Source organism: Leisingera sp. ANG-DT (genome assembly GCF_000813785.1).
Classification (GTDB): Bacteria; Pseudomonadota; Alphaproteobacteria; order Rhodobacterales; family Rhodobacteraceae; genus Leisingera.
Genome location: NZ_JWLE01000010.1, coordinates 73,442 through 85,333, shown reverse-complemented (window position 1 = coordinate 85,333; position 11,892 = coordinate 73,442). Strand labels below are relative to the sequence as shown.

Annotated in this window: 13 protein-coding genes; 7 read left to right on the top strand and 6 right to left on the bottom strand. The window is 64.8% G+C overall.

Annotation, left to right across the window (positions count from 1 at the left end):
• Positions 1 to 13 precede the first annotated feature (13 nt).
• Complete coding sequence (locus RA21_RS11220; RefSeq protein ID WP_039148845.1) at positions 14 to 649, top strand: DUF1007 family protein; 636 nt, start codon at positions 14 to 16, stop codon at positions 647 to 649.
• A gap of 1 nt (position 650) precedes the next feature.
• Positions 651 to 1,592 carry a nickel/cobalt transporter gene (locus RA21_RS11215; protein WP_039148843.1) on the top strand — a complete coding sequence of 314 codons (942 nt, stop codon included), beginning with the start codon at positions 651 to 653 and terminating at the stop codon, positions 1,590 to 1,592.
• 3 nt (positions 1,593 to 1,595) lie between these two features.
• Here the strand turns inward: RA21_RS11215 and RA21_RS11210 are convergent, their stop codons facing one another.
• Positions 1,596 to 2,246 (bottom strand): TIGR02453 family protein, encoded by a 651-nt coding sequence (locus tag RA21_RS11210; RefSeq protein ID WP_039148840.1) that lies wholly within the window; start codon positions 2,244 to 2,246, stop codon positions 1,596 to 1,598.
• Positions 2,247 to 2,359: 113 nt separating this feature from the next.
• Here RA21_RS11210 and RA21_RS11205 point away from each other — a divergent pair, with 113 nt between their 5' ends.
• Positions 2,360 to 3,739, top strand: a complete 1,380-nt coding sequence (locus RA21_RS11205) for an MATE family efflux transporter (RefSeq protein WP_052257637.1) — start codon at positions 2,360 to 2,362, stop codon at positions 3,737 to 3,739.
• Positions 3,740 to 3,779: 40 nt separating this feature from the next.
• Here RA21_RS11205 and RA21_RS11200 read toward each other — a convergent pair whose 3' ends face one another.
• Together RA21_RS11200 and RA21_RS11195 are read right to left on the bottom strand one after the other, a co-directional pair.
• Positions 3,780 to 4,457, bottom strand: a complete 678-nt coding sequence (locus tag RA21_RS11200) for a hypothetical protein (RefSeq protein ID WP_039148837.1) — start codon at positions 4,455 to 4,457, stop codon at positions 3,780 to 3,782.
• Positions 4,458 to 4,467: 10 nt separating this feature from the next.
• A complete protein-coding gene (locus RA21_RS11195) occupies positions 4,468 to 4,755 on the bottom strand; it encodes a hypothetical protein (RefSeq protein WP_019295636.1) in 288 nt (95 codons plus the stop codon).
• Between the two features lie 97 nt (positions 4,756 to 4,852).
• Here RA21_RS11195 and RA21_RS11190 point away from each other — a divergent pair, with 97 nt between their 5' ends.
• Together RA21_RS11190 and RA21_RS11185 are read left to right on the top strand one after the other, a co-directional pair.
• Positions 4,853 to 5,710 carry a LysR family transcriptional regulator gene (locus RA21_RS11190; protein ID WP_052257636.1) on the top strand — a complete coding sequence of 286 codons (858 nt, stop codon included), beginning with the start codon at positions 4,853 to 4,855 and terminating at the stop codon, positions 5,708 to 5,710.
• A gap of 66 nt (positions 5,711 to 5,776) precedes the next feature.
• Positions 5,777 to 6,223 (top strand): nucleoside deaminase, encoded by a 447-nt coding sequence (locus RA21_RS11185; protein ID WP_019295634.1) that lies wholly within the window; start codon positions 5,777 to 5,779, stop codon positions 6,221 to 6,223.
• 15 nt (positions 6,224 to 6,238) lie between these two features.
• On the opposite strand, the gene RA21_RS21975 is transcribed toward RA21_RS11185, so the two are convergent.
• Positions 6,239 to 7,351 (bottom strand): adenylate/guanylate cyclase domain-containing protein, encoded by a 1,113-nt coding sequence (locus tag RA21_RS21975; protein WP_019295633.1) that lies wholly within the window; start codon positions 7,349 to 7,351, stop codon positions 6,239 to 6,241.
• Between the two features lie 384 nt (positions 7,352 to 7,735).
• Between RA21_RS21975 and RA21_RS11175 the strand changes: the two genes are divergently transcribed.
• Together RA21_RS11175 and RA21_RS11170 are read left to right on the top strand one after the other, a co-directional pair.
• Positions 7,736 to 7,984: a calcium-binding protein gene (locus RA21_RS11175; protein WP_019295632.1), complete on the top strand. Its 249-nt coding sequence runs from the start codon at positions 7,736 to 7,738 to the stop codon at positions 7,982 to 7,984.
• 274 nt (positions 7,985 to 8,258) lie between these two features.
• Positions 8,259 to 9,242, top strand: a complete 984-nt coding sequence (locus RA21_RS11170) for an NAD(P)H-binding protein (protein WP_193748066.1) — start codon at positions 8,259 to 8,261, stop codon at positions 9,240 to 9,242.
• A 16-nt stretch (positions 9,243 to 9,258) separates the two neighbouring features.
• Here the strand turns inward: RA21_RS11170 and RA21_RS21970 are convergent, their stop codons facing one another.
• Both RA21_RS21970 and RA21_RS11160 read right to left on the bottom strand, forming a co-directional pair.
• Positions 9,259 to 9,933 (bottom strand): RT0821/Lpp0805 family surface protein, encoded by a 675-nt coding sequence (locus tag RA21_RS21970; RefSeq protein WP_152610532.1) that lies wholly within the window; start codon positions 9,931 to 9,933, stop codon positions 9,259 to 9,261.
• A 167-nt stretch (positions 9,934 to 10,100) separates the two neighbouring features.
• The gene (locus RA21_RS11160) at positions 10,101 to 11,705 is read right to left on the bottom strand and encodes a hypothetical protein (protein WP_039148832.1); all 1,605 of its coding nucleotides are present in this window, start codon (positions 11,703 to 11,705) and stop codon (positions 10,101 to 10,103) included.
• Between the last annotated feature and the right edge of the window lie 187 nt (positions 11,706 to 11,892).

Below are 11,892 nucleotides of genomic sequence, written 5' to 3'. Positions count from 1 at the left end.
TAAGTCTTTGGGCATGAAACATCTTGCTCCACTTCTGGCACTTGCGCTGCTGGCCCCTGCGGGTGCCGGGGCGCATCCGCATATCTTTGTCGACACCGGAATGAAGCTGGTGGTCTCGGATGATGGGCAGTTGCAGGCGGTGGAGATCACCTGGGCCTATGATGAGTTCTATTCGCTGCTGATCTTTGAGGACCGGGGGTTGGACAGTGATTTCGACGGCAGCCTGACGGCAGAGGAACTGGCGCAGCTGCAAGGGTTTGACCTGGCCTGGAGCGAGGGGTTTCAGGGCGACACCTATCTGACCCTTGGCGGCGAGGCGCTGGGCCTGGGCGCGCCTGAGCATTTGTCGACCGAGGTGAAGGACGGGCGGATCACCACCCGGCACCGGCGGGTTCTGACACAGCCCCAGGAAGCGGACGGGGTGGTGATCAAGGCTTATGATCCGACCTACTACACCGCCTATACGGTAAACCAGGGGCTGGACGTGACGGGTGGCTGCCAGGGCAGTATCACCCCGCCCAACCTCGATCAGGCTTATACTCTGGTGGAAGAGCTGCTCTATGCGATGCCGGCAAATCAGGCAGAGGAGGCTTACCCGGAGGTGGGTGAAGCCTTTGCCGATACCGTGCGCTTGAGCTGTGGCGCGTAAGGTGAAGATTTTCTTAACAATTGCGGCGCTGGGCGTGGCGGCGCTGGCTGTGTGGCTTTGGGGCTTTGGCGGTGCCGGGATGGTGTCCGTTTGGGCGGCCGAGGGCCAGCGCGAGGCGCAGAATGCGATGGCGCGGGGGCTGCGGGCGTTGCGCGCCGGGGAGCCGGGGGCGCTGTTGGCGCTGTTGTCCCTGTGTTTTGCCTACGGGTTCTTTCACGCCGCCGGGCCGGGCCATGGCAAGCTGGTCATTGGCGGCTATGGCATGGGCAAGCCGGTGCCGCTCATGCGGCTGGCGGGGCTGGCGCTGGCGTCCTCGCTGGCGCAGGCGGGGACTGCGGTCTTGCTGGTGGCGGGCGGGCTGCTGCTGCTGGACTGGGGGCGCGAGCAGCTGACCAGTGCGGCAGAGGATGTGCTGGCACCGCTGTCATACGGGCTGATTGCCCTGGTGGGCCTGTGGCTGCTGGTGCGCGGCCTGCGGCGGCTGCTGCGCAGCCGCACCGTTCAGGCGGCAGGCCATGCCGGACACCATCACCATGGGCACGGCCATGACCATCATCATCACGATCACGATGACGGGGTCTGCGCCTCCTGCGGGCACCGGCACGGGCCGACGGTGGAGGAAGCCGCCAATGTGCACTCGCTGCGCGATGCGCTGGCGATCATCGGCGCGGTGGCGCTCAGGCCCTGTACCGGTGCGGTATTCCTGCTGCTGCTGACATGGCGGATGGGGGTGCTGTGGGCCGGGATTGCCGGCGCCTTTGCCATGGGGGCAGGCACCGCCACGGTGACGGTGGCTGTGGCCATTGCGGCGGTCACGATGCGCAAGGGCGCGCTGGCGCAGATGCAAGGCACGGGCGCACTGCGTGCTGCGGCAGTGCTAGAGATCCTTGCCGGTGCCGTGGTGGCTGTGCTGGCCAGCCAGATCATGCTGCGGGCCTTGTAGGCCTCAATCAGCCAAAGCACTGTCCAGCAGGGCAAACATCGGTTCCTGCGTCAGGTAGGCCGACATCAGCGCACCCATCGGGGCGGCTTGTTCCCGTTCTGTCATCTCGTGCCAGACCGTTAGCGACTTGCGCTGCAGCAGTGCCCCATGAGGATGGGCCTTGCCATAAGGGGCGGGGACGCGTTTCAGCTCCGGGTCCCTGGCTGCAAACCCTTTGAGCGCGAGGATATCCACCAGTGCCGCGGTTTCATCGCCGAAGGCGCCGTCGATGGCCTGCCGCCAGCGCGGCATCTGCGCCTTGCTGAAGCCCATGATGCCGCCGCCAGCGGTGCAATAGTCCGGTGCGATGCCGAAGAACAGCGCGCAGCCTGCGCCGTTTAGGGTCCACATCATGTGCAGGTGAGTGTTGTACGGCGTCTTGTCCTTGGAAAACCGCACGTCGCGCTGCGGACGGAACAGCTTGGCGGTGACTTGCGCGCCGCTGCGGCGTGAGATCGCCTGCGCCACCTCGTCCATCAGCAGGAGCGCGGGGGATTTCAGCTGCGCCTCGTACTGGTCCTTGTGCGCGGTGAACCAGTCCCGGCTGTTGTTCTGCGCAAGCTCCGCCAGAAAGGCACGGGCGTCAGGGATCAGCTGGGCAAAGGCGTCGGTCATTCAAAAAAGGCTCCTGCTAAGGGTTTCCTGTGCAGAATACCACCATGAGCCTGTGCGCAGGCAAGGAAACTCTTCCCTTGCCGGGGCGTTCGGGGGCGCCTAAGGCTGGCAGGATGAGCACGTTAGCGACCAAACATTCCGAGATGCCTGTGCGCAGCCACGCCCGGGCGATAGCCGTTCTTGGCCTGCCTCTGATCGGCGGCCATGTGGCGCAGTTTGCCATCGGCCTGACGGATACCGTCATGCTGGGGTGGTACGGGGTGGAGGAACTGGCGGCGGTGACGCTGGGCTCGTCCTATTTCTTCTCAATCTTCTTGCTGGGTTCCGGCTTTGCCTTTGCGGTGATGCCGATGGTGGCAGCGGCGGCTGGTGCCGGGGAGGAGCGGCAGATCCGCCGTTCGACCCGGATGGGGCTGTGGCTGTCGCTGGCGTACGGCGTGGCGGCGATGCCGCTCTTGTGGTGGTCGGAGGCGATCCTGCTGGCGTTGGGGCAGGAGGCGAAGGTGGCGCATGACGCGGCGGAGTACCTGCGGATTGCCGGCTGGGCGCTGTTTCCGGCGCTATTGTATATGGTGGCGAAATCCTATCTGGCGGCGCTGGAGCGCACCCAGATCGTGCTGTGGTTGTCGGTTTTTGCGGCGGTGATCAATGCGCTGGTGAACTATGCGCTGATCTTTGGCAACTGGGGGGCGCCGGAACTGGGGATTGCCGGGGCGGCGATTGCTTCCTTGGTGACAAATGGCGTGTCCTTTGTGCTGGTGCTGGCTTATGCGCTGAAGGTGCTGCCGCAGCATGAACTGCTGAAGAACTTCCACCGGCCGGACTGGGAGATGCTGGGCAAGGTGTTCCGCATGGGCACCCCGATCGGGCTGACGACCCTGGCGGAAGCCAGCCTGTTTGCGGCCTCAGCCATGATGATGGGCTGGCTGGGCACGGTGCCGCTGGCCGCACACGGCATTGCGATCTCGCTCGGCGGGCTGACGTTCATGGTGCATCTGGGCCTGTCCAATGCCGCGACCATCCGGGCCGGCAATGCCTTTGGCCGCGGCGACCGGGAGCATCTGGCGCGCGGCGGCAAGGTGGTGACGGTGATGTCGCTGCTGGTCTCGGCAGTGGCGATTGTGCTGTTCCTGACCATTCCGGATGCTCTGATGTCGCTGTTCCTGGATGCCGAGGATCCACAGAAGGATCAGATTCTGCTGATTGGCGGCGTGCTGCTGGCGGCGGCGGCGCTGTTTCAGCTGATGGACGGGATGCAGGCGGTGGCGCTGGGCCTGCTGCGCGGGGTGCAGGACACCGGCGTGCCGATGGTGATTGCAGCGCTCAGCTATTGGGCGGTGGGCATCCCGGCCTCCTACGTCTTCGGCTTCCTGCTGGGCTGGGATGGCCTGGGGGTCTGGATGGGGCTGGTTGCAGGCCTGACCACGGCGGGGCTGTTCCTGATGCTGCGGTTCTGGCGCCGCTCGATCCTGACGGTGGGGGCCGCGGCCTGAGATATGCGCCTGCCCCATGGAGGGGCAGGCGCCGTATGGCTCAGTTCACCGGCTGGGACAGGACCGTTGCTCCGAGATAAGTGAAGGCCGTCAGATGTGCCTTGTTGAACTGGCCCACCTGTTCCAGCACGCCGGGATTGGCGGCGCGGAAGACCTCGGCCTCTGCGCCAGAGCTGTAGTAGAGGAAAGTGATGTCATCCGGGCGCAGAGTGCCCAGGGCTGTGGCCGGGGTCAGCACAGCCTCTGTCTGCCAGACGTTTTCGAGATCTGAGATGACTCTGCCAAGGGTGGTGAGATCGGCAGCGCGCTGTTCCGTGTCCAGATTGTTGTAGTGTGAAAGCTTCACGATATATTCCGCCTCCGCATCTGGTGCCTCTGCCGGGAACAGTGTCAGGCTGCCCTCGAACAGCACCGGCTGCTGGCCGTGGCGGGCCAGCAGCGCGCTGGCGCCAGAGGCAGAGAGCGCACCCAGGACCGGGCTGGCGCAGCGGTAAAGGCGGAAGCCCTTCATTTGCGGCCAGTCCAGCGGGCCGAGGCTGCCGGAGATCGTGCCGGAGCGGTGCAGGCTGCACCCTGCGTCCTGGAGGAGCGGGGCGGCAGCCGGATCCCAATGGGTGAGAGCTGCTGCGGGCTGTGCGGGCCAAGCAAGGAACAGGCCGGTCTCGGCCAGTGCAGGCGTTGCTGTGGAAAGGGCGGCGGCGAAAGCGAGGGGCTTCATATGCGTCTCCTTAAACTTCAAAGCTGACAGGCCCGCGGCCGAAGACGCTGGCGGCAGGTTCATCCGGGGCGGCCTTGGCGGCGTTAAGTGCATCCATGGCGCCTTTGACAAATGCCAAGGGATGCGCAGGCACCGGCATCCCCGGCGCGAAGCCGTTGAAGCGGGCGGTGAAATGCTCCTGGGTCCAGGTGACGTCGATGCTGGCGGCCTCCGCGTTCTGATACTGGATGCCAAGGCTGAGGCTGCCGGTCATCACGTCTGGCACATCGGCGGATTTCAGGGTGAGCTGATAGGTCATTTCGGTGTCTCCGTTGCTGTGATGGGGAATTGCTATCGCGGACGGAGGCGTTAGAATATCTACCAGATTGGAACCGCTTTGGAACAAATTTGTACCAATGGAGAATTGGGACGATATCCGCATCTTTCTGGCGCTGGCCGAGGGCGGCACAATCCGTGGCGCAGCGGAGCAGCTGGGCGTAACCCATGTGACGGTGACCCGGCGCATCCGGGCGCTGGAGGCGCGGATCGGGGCCACATTGTTCGAGCGCAGCCCGGCCGGCCATCAGCTGAGCGAGGCGGGGCGGGCGGTGCTGCCCAAGGCGCTGGAGGCGCAGAGCAGCATCCGGGATCTGGAGCGGCAAGTGCTGTCGATAGATGCCAAGCTGAGCGGCCCGGTGAGCCTGGCGCTGCCGGAGGCGGTGGCAACGGTGCTGATTGCGCCGCTGTTGCCGGAGCTGCGGGTGCTCTACCCCAAGATCACGCTGCGGCTCTTGCTGTCGGACCGTTTGGTGAACCTGGCGGGGCGGGAGAGCGATCTGGCGCTGCGGCTGACTGCCAGCCCGCCGGAGACCGCCTATGGGCGCCGCGTTGCCCATAGCCCGCTGTGTGTCTATGCGGCGCCTGCCTATCTGGAAGTGCGGCCGGAGCCGGACCGCTGGATCGGGCTGGACTACGGGCCCGCGCGGACATTGGAAGGTACTGCAGACACGCACATCCAGGCCAACAGTATCCTGGCGATGGCGGAACTGCTGAAGGCGGGGCTGGGGGTTGGGGTGCTTCCGTGTTTTCTGGGGGACAGCCACGAAGGGCTGCAGCGGCTGCCGGGCGCAGAGGTGAAGCCGGACCTGGATCTGTGGCTGCTGGTGCACAAGGATCTGCGGCAGATGGCGCGGGTGCGGGCGGTGGCGGATTTCATTGCCGAACGCCTGAAACCGCTGCGGCCACTGATCGAAGGTGCATCGGTGACGTCTTGACCGCCCGGAAGCGGGCTGGAAGGCTGGGCGGAAACACGAACAACAATCGGAAAGGGCAGTTTCAAAATGATGACAGATGACGACAAGCGCCTGCTGCGCATCGCCTATGAGGAAGCCAAGGCGGGATTCGAAGAGGGCGGCTGCCCGATCGGCTCAGTGCTGGCGCGGGGCGGCCAGGTGGTGGCGCAGGGGCGCAATCAGCGGGTGCAAAAGGGCGACCCGATTGCCCATGGCGAAATGGATGCGCTGCGCAAGGCCGGGCGGCAAAAGACCTACCGGGACACGGTGCTTTATACCTCGCTGTCGCCCTGCATGATGTGCAGCGGCACCATCGTGCAGTTCGGCATTCCGCGGGTGGTGATTGGCGATACGCAGAACTTTGGCGGCAACGAGGACTTCCTGCGCTCCAAGGGCGTTGAGGTGGTGATTGCCGAGGATTCGGACTGCATCGCGCTGATGGAGCGGTTCATCCGCGAGAAGCCGGAGCTGTGGTCCGAGGACATCGCAGAATAATCCTGCCCCCGTCTGTCAGCTGGTGAAAAACTCCAGCGTGCCGATGTTCTTGGCACGGACGGCGAATTTGCTTCCGTAGTGCTTCTGGTCGATCCCGCCCAGTTCATTGCGTAGCTCCGCGCTGATGCGGACCGGCCCGATTTGCCCGCCCTCCATCACGTCTTCCTGATGCGCCTGTTCCAGCCGGGCGGCCTTGTTCACCTCCGGGCCGATCAGGGTGAACTGGTGGCGGGTGGCGGAGCCGAAATCGCCGCTGAGAACGTAACCGGCGTGCAGGCCGATGCGCAGGCCGAGCGGCTGCTGTCCGATGGAGATGTCCGCCACGGCGGCCACCGCTTCCTCGGCGGCGCGCAGCGCGGAGGTGCAGATGCTGCGGGCGGAGCCGTCAGCGGTTCCGAGCACCCAGAAGGCCATCAGCCCGTCGCCGATGAACTTGTCGATATGGCCGCCATGCTGCTGGATCGGCTGGGTCTGGGCATTGAAGAACCGCTGCACGATGTCGGCGATCCGCTCCGGCGGCGTTCTGGTGGTGTAGCCGCTGAAGTTGACAACGTCCGAGAACCAGATCACCGCCCGGTCCACAGCATAGCCGGTCTGCTGGCCCGCGCCGGCCTGCATCCGGCGGCTGAGCGCGTATTCGTTGGTGTAGGCGTGCAGGATGCGGGTGTCATCGGCCAGCTGCTGGCTGAGCGAGGCTGTGCGGCGGCTGGCGCTACGCAGCTTGATCGAGATGATCTTGGCGATGTTGCGCCAGATCTTCCCGGCTTCCGGATGCTGTTCAATCTTGGCCTTGTCGACCACCAGCACCTCGACGCTGGTCTCATTGGCCACCAGGTCATAGATCCGCTGGTAGCCGTTGCCGACCAGATGCTGCTCTCCGACCACCTCGTTGCGGCGGCGGACAAACAGCGTGTGGCCGTCTTCCCGGATCGCAACGGAGCCCTCAACCACGATCCAGAGGCAGGTCGCCGGATCGCCGCGGGAGCAGAGATGCTCGCCTTCTGCAAAGCGGAAGGGGCGGGCGTCCAGCAGGTCGGGATCGAGCAGATCATCGGCCAGGCCGCACATCGCCATGGCCTCCGCATAGCGGGACCCCAGCGTGTTCAGTTTCTCGATTTTCGGTTTCATGCGGTACCGCGACGTCGGCTCATGGGGAGAGGAGGCTAGGTGCGGAGTCTAGCAATAATCCTGCGAGCGGGCCTTAACCTCGGTTGTGTTACGGCAAAACGCGAATTGCTGGGTGCGGTTTGGTTCCCGGCACCGGTGCATTTTCCGCCGGCCGGGCGGAAAGTCGCAGGAACGCCTGCCGGGCCTGCGCGGACAAAGGCCGACCCGGGTGTGAAGGCGGTAACCTGCTTATTTGAAACGGGAAAAACGGCGCTGTTGCGCCGGGGTTTTGGCCGGATGCGGTTGGGGGATGGTGCCGCGACCGGGCACGTCCTAGCTGTTTGGCACGGCTCGCGGGACACACCGCGGGCTGCAACAAACCAAATGATGACTGGAGTGTCTCACATGAAAAAGTTTGCCCTGACCGCCGCCGCTGTTGCTGCTCTGACCGCTTCGCCGCTGGCTGCAAAGGACCTGGCTGCAGAGCTGGACGCAGATGGCAACGGTACTTTCTCGCTGGAAGAGCTTCAGCTGGCGTTCCCGGAGCTGACCGCGGAAACCTTTGCCACCATTGATGCCAATGCGGATGGCGAAGCCGACGCGGAAGAGGTCACTGCGGCGATGGAAGCCGGCGTTCTGGCCAACGCGGGCTGATCCCGGGCTGAACCGCCAGTGTGCCGTCACTTGCACCCCTCTTGCCTTTCGGGGGCAGGCGCATAGTCCCTTCCAGCCGCGCAGGCGGCGGCACAGCGCAGGAAAGGCCCCGCGGATTGCGGGGCCTTTCTTTGAATCCGGCGGGGTGGCGGATGCGGTGCATTTCCCGTCGGGTTTCGGGGGCAGCCGCCGGCGGCTTGCCTGTAGGGTCTGCGCAGATTTGAAACCGCAGCGCCGGGCAGCCACGCGCCCGCGCCGTCAGGAGGCCCCCCCGATGTCCAAACCGATCGTTCTTATCACCTCGGCCACCGGCCGCATCGGCCGCGAGTTGGTGGCGCGGCTGGCGCAAGGGCAGCAGTTCACCGTGCGCGCCTGCTACTTCAGCGAAGCCAAGGCGGAACAGCTGAAGGCGCTGGGAGCCGATGAGGTCGTGAAATTCGACCTGTCGGATCCGGCCACCTGGGACGCGGCGCTGGAGGGCGTATCGGCGATCTATTCCGCCTCGCTGGATCCGATGCTGGAGGGGCATCTGAACTTCTGCAAGGCGCTGGGGGCGCGCAAGGACCAGATCAGCCATGTGGTGCGCGTCAGCTGCATGGGGGCGGATACCAATACCGCTGATTATGATGCGGATACCCATGCGTCACGCGCCGGCGCAGGCATTCCGCTGATGCTGCAGCACTACTGGTGGGGCGAGAAGGCGCTGATCGACGCAGGGCTGAATGTCACCGCGCTGCGCAATAACTTCTTCATGAATCACCTGTTGAAGACCGACTGCGAAACCATTGAAAACGAAGGCTGGTTCTCCAACCCGCTGGGAGCCATGCGCAATTCCTTTGTCGCCACACGCGACATTGCCGAGGCGGCGGCAGTGGTGCTGGCGGAGGGTTCGGAGCGGCACGGCAACAAGTTCTACGACATCACCGGCCCGGCGCCGCAGTCGATGGCGGAAATTGCCGCCGATCTGGGCCGCGCGATGGGCCGGGAGATCGAATACCGCCCGCAATCCATGGAGCAGTTTGAGGCAGACTTCGGCGCCACGCGGGCGGAATTCTTTGAGTATCTGACCAATGGCTTCTACACCCGCTGCAGCCCGGATTTCTACAACATCACCGGGCACAAGCCGACGTCTTACTACGATTACCTGACCACCAAGGGGGCCAGCGGCGAGACCGGCCTTGAAGAACTGTGGCAGGGCAACCTGTGGAAAAAGGGTGTCGATGCGATGAAGGAGGCCGCCGCCGCCAAGGCGTCCTGAGATCCTAGGCGGGCCGTCAGTCCAGGCTGACGATCCGCCATTCGCCGCCTTCGCGGCAGGCCAGGCCGCGGCGCCAGGAACCGCCGTCGAACCGGGCATCGAAGCTGCGGCAGGGCGTGCCGTTATGGCTGCTGCGCGCCAGCGGGCGCAGCGCATAGGCGAGGCCGGTCTGGGGGCTGCTGAAGTCGAAGACCTGGCTGTTGCCTGCGTATTCCAGCGCTGAGCCGATGCAGCGGCGGTCGTCCGCGCCCAGGCGGCGGCCGATTTCACCGCCCAGCAGGGCGCCCAGCACGGTTCCGGCCGCAATCGTGACGGGGTCGCCGTCGCCGGCCCGGGACCCTGCCGCTGCCCCAGCCGCGCCGCCCAGCAAGCGGCCCAGGGCTTGCGAGTTGCAGGACGGCCAGGACGCGGGCTGCGGTGCCGGACGGCTGCTGCCGCGCGCATAGGCAGCGGGCGGCGCAAATTGCGGGAAATGGGCAATATGGGAGCAGTCGCCCTTGGTCGAGGTCTTGGCGTCTCCCTTGCCGTATTTCAGGTGGTATTTGAACTGGCAGCGATGATCCTTGTACTCGTATTTGTACTGGTTGCCCTTGTCCTGAACCTTGATCGAGGGCCCGCCGGCCAGAGCGGGATGCGGCAGGGCCAAGGCGCAGAGAAGCGGTAAGCTGCGGAGGAGGAAAGCGGGGCGCATGAGCTGTCTCGTATTCTGCCAGGGGCCGGGCAGAGACCCGGCGGAAACAGCACAACCTCAACCACGGAGCGGCGCCTGGGTCCAGCGGCGGCGGTGCAGCCCTGCCGGTAGCGGCAAAGATTTGCCAATGCAGCGGCGGGGGCGCTGTTCCGCTTCCAGAGAGGCCGTCAGGCCGTTCCGGCTGCGGCTGCAGGCTGCTCTTCCTCCGGCCGGGTCTGGCTGGCCTGTTCCGGCAGCGCGCGGGTCAGACGCTTGATTGCGGCCAATCGGCGTGCGCGGGTCATGGGGCCGTAACTGCCCTCGCAGCCGTGCAGCGCATCCAGGTCCGCGGGGGCCTCGAAATCGAAGGGCACATCCGACAGTTGCGGGGCAAAGCGTTCAATGATGTCGAAGACCGGCTCCGACTCTACCCGGTGCTTGTCCGCAAAGCTGAGCGACAAGGCGATCAGTTTGCGGCTGTTGAAGGGCGACATGTAGAAATGCTGCCACAGGCCCGGAAACACGGCACCGATGGTGGAGCTGTAGTAGACCTCAAGAAACAGGAAATCGACTGCTTTGCTGCGGGCGGGTGTGTTCAGCGACTGCTGCCAGGCAGTGAAATCGTCCCGGAACAGCGCGGCCGTTTCAGGCCCGAACATATTGCTGGGCACAATCAGCAGCTTTCTGATCTGCCAGTTGATCACATCCCACAGCCCTTGCGGCCTCGTCACAAAGACGGCACGCAAAAGGTCGGTTTGATGGCCGCGCAGAATGACGGTGTTTTCGGGCAGGCCGTTGGCAGTGCCGTTCAGATGCTCAAGCGGCGGCGGCATCGGGGCGCCGGTTGTCAGGTGATAGATGCTGCGCCGCTTTTCGACTTCGGCTTCCGGCAGGGAAAAATCGCGTTTGTCCAGCGGTTCATGGCGCAGGTTCAGGCGCTGGCACAGGATGCCGCCGATGGCGGCGTCGCGCCGTGTTGCGTAGTTGTTGATATGGGAGAAATAATGCCGGATGCGGCCTGCATGGGGCTTGGCAAACGTCATGAGCAGGCGGCTGTCCTGGCCGCCGGTCACCGGCAGCGCCGTTGGGTGGGCAGCAGCAATGGCACCGATGTTGAAACTGGCCTGGGCATAGATCCGGTCGTAGATCTCTACCGGGTCTGCCGGGGCGTCCAGGCTGTCGTTCTCGCGGGGCCAGAAGCGGTGCTCGCGGAAGGTGCGCAGATCCAGGTAACAATTCGGATTGAGGCGCCGGACATGCTTGTCAGCTGTATGGAACAGGGAAATCTTGCCGCCGTGGTTCTCGACGGTATCCAGGTCGACCTTGGGATTGGGCACCACCGGGCGGTCCAGCGCCAGCAGCGGAGAGGCGGCAACACGGCGTGCCAGCGGGTCATAGACGGCGCCGATCATGGCGACCGGATCGGTGTAAAACCGTGCTTGGCCGCCGCTTTCGGCGATGATGGCAAAACGGCCTGCGGTGTCCGTGATGAAGGCTTCAAGATGGTTCCAGAAATCCGCAGCTGTGCTGTCCAGCGGCAGGTGCTGCTGCGGTCCGGACAGGAGGCCCGCCGGGCCGACTGCGATGCCTAGGAGGACGCCGAATTGGCGGCCCTGTGCATCATGCAGGGTGCAGGCGGGCAAGTCCTTGCCGGAATGAATATGCCATTGGCCGCAGGTGCGGCGGGCAAAGGAATGGATCTGTTCCACTTGCCGCGACACCACGTACTGGTAGCGGAACGCCTTGGCGAACAGCCGCGGGCGGTAGGGCCAAAGTCTTTGCGCTTCAAGCATCTGCTCTGCCGGAGCGGGTGGTGCTCCGGCCCTCATCTTTTGTTGTTATGCTGTGATTTTGACCGGGATCTTGAGCGCCGGCCAGCAGTATCGGGGTTTCTGCCTGTGATTGAAACCGGGCCGTAGCATTCACATCACGCCGGGCGCTGCGGCCCGGGCTTTTGCCTGGGAAGGGCGCCTTGTGTTT